The organism is Niveibacterium sp. 24ML (assembly GCF_026586805.1).
GTDB lineage: Bacteria > Pseudomonadota > Gammaproteobacteria > Burkholderiales > Rhodocyclaceae > Niveibacterium.
In genome coordinates this window covers 1-1,891 of record NZ_JAPFHA010000060.1, presented here as the reverse complement: position 1 = coordinate 1,891, position 1,891 = coordinate 1, and the positions used below count along the sequence as shown (strand labels likewise).

Annotated in this window: 2 protein-coding genes; both read right to left on the bottom strand. The window is 66.4% G+C overall.

The window, feature by feature from the left end:
- Positions 1-995 (bottom strand): ShlB/FhaC/HecB family hemolysin secretion/activation protein (locus OPU71_RS21135; protein ID WP_267730084.1); only part of this gene is annotated, 995 nt, incomplete at its 3' end.
- Positions 996-1,057: 62 nt separating this feature from the next.
- Positions 1,058-1,891 (bottom strand): YDG domain-containing protein (locus OPU71_RS21130; protein ID WP_267730083.1); only part of this gene is annotated, 834 nt, incomplete at its 5' end.

The following is a 1,891-nucleotide window of genomic DNA, read 5'->3' as shown; positions in this document are numbered from 1 at the left end:
TGCAGTTGGTCATACTGAAGCTGGCCATAGAGGTTGGCGGTCTGGCTCCGCAGCAGGGGGTGTTTCGCCCACAGGCTGGCCACTTCCGCACTGCCATCCGCGCCCAGGTATTGCAGGCTGTCGCCCAGTTGGTACTGCATCAAGGCGTATGAACCACCTGCGCGCGTGCCAGCTCCGGTCAGGAGCGCTTCATAGCCGATGCGGCCATCGTTCATGCCTTCGCCACCGCTGCGCCCCTCTAGGCTGAGGACGTCGCCCACATGCAGAAGGTTGTTCAGGCTCACACTGCCGTTCACCCGGGTGCGCCCGGTGTAGGCGTTGCCGTAGTTATCGATGGCCAGTTTCCCGCTCACCCTGGCCGCGGCCTCGGCGCTGACGGCAAGGTCGGTGGTGCCGACCGCTTCGCCCGGCCTGAGGACCGCAGCGCTTTCAACGCCGGGGATGTCGGAGAGCAACAGCAAAACGCGGTTCATTTGCGCATCACTGACGGCATCGCCACTTTGCAGCGGCGCCACGGTGGCTTGCAGCAGACGGTCGCTGACCAGACTGCGGTTGTCCACGCTGACCTTGCCGTAGCGCGCTTCGATGACTTCAAACACCACCACACCGTCCTGAATCACCTGCGCGGGGATGATCGCGCGGGCGAGCGGATAGCCTTGCGCCCGGTAGTACTCGGTGATTCTGGCGGTCAGGTCGCCCAGTTGCGCCAGGTTTTGCGCCTGCCCCAGGGCATCGGCAACCAGGGCATGCAGGGTGGCGGTGTCGATCAGGGTGTTGCCGCTGAGTCGGATTTCTTTGACGGTAAAGGCTTCGCTGGCAGGCAGGCTTGCGCCGGCGGGCTGTTCGATACGCAGACCGGTATCGCTGGGCACGGGGGTGATCGGGCGCGCCTGGCGTTCCTGCTGGAGGATGCTGCCGGCGTTCGGCACGCCCGGGGCTGCAAACCCGGCAACCGGAAGCAGACTGGCAAACAAGGCAAACGACAAGGGTTTCATGGGCAAGGTCAGGCAAGAAGCGCGATGGATGGAATGCGTGGATTGGCGAAATCGGCGGGGCATCACTTGAAGCTCACCCGGCCAGCAGGCAATCGCACGCCGCCATCCTCCACGCGCAGCGAGAGGATCGTGTTGGCGCTCTGCGCCGCACGCTCTTCATCCGACGGCGCAAAGCGGCTCTCCGCATCGCCCGACGCTTCCCCAGCCGCGGTGGGCGCCATGGCGAGCAACTGCTCGACGTTATCCAGGGACGCATCGGCGAGGGTCAGCACCGGCCCGGCGCTGGTGGAGATCAGCACGGTGCCGGGGGCAGTCTGCCGGCCGGTCGGGATGGTCGTCCCCGGGGCGCTCGGGCTGCGCAGTTGGCTAACGTCCAGTTGCGAGGTAATCGACACCAGCGATGGCGGCGAGCTACCGGCTTGCAGGGTCAAGGCCGTCGCATTGCCCGCAGCTTGGGCAAACACGTAGTTCGTTGCGCTCAGTCCGTCACCGGTCACGGCATACCGGCCCGGCTCGGTGGCCGCGCTGCCGCTGCTGAGCCAGACCATCGTGCCGGCCGTGGCATTCGCGAGCGTGTCGCCGCTCACAAAGCCGGTGACCGTGCCGCTGAGCGACGGGGGTAATCCGACAAAGCCGCTCACCGGCTCGGCAACATAAACCAGCGTTGCCTGCGCGATGTCGGCGCTGGTCGTGGCGTTGTGGCTGAGCGTGTAGTTTCCGGCGTCCGCGCCGCTGAGCACAGCGCTCACTGCAACCGTCTTGCCGGTGCCGGCGTTCTTGTCGTTGAAGGCGCCGGTGGTGTCGAGCGCAACGGCGTCGCCCGCAACGACGCCAGCGAGGCTGCCGGCGGTGGTTGCGGCCGTGGTGCCGTCGTAGGTCTTGCCGCTGGCGCTGAT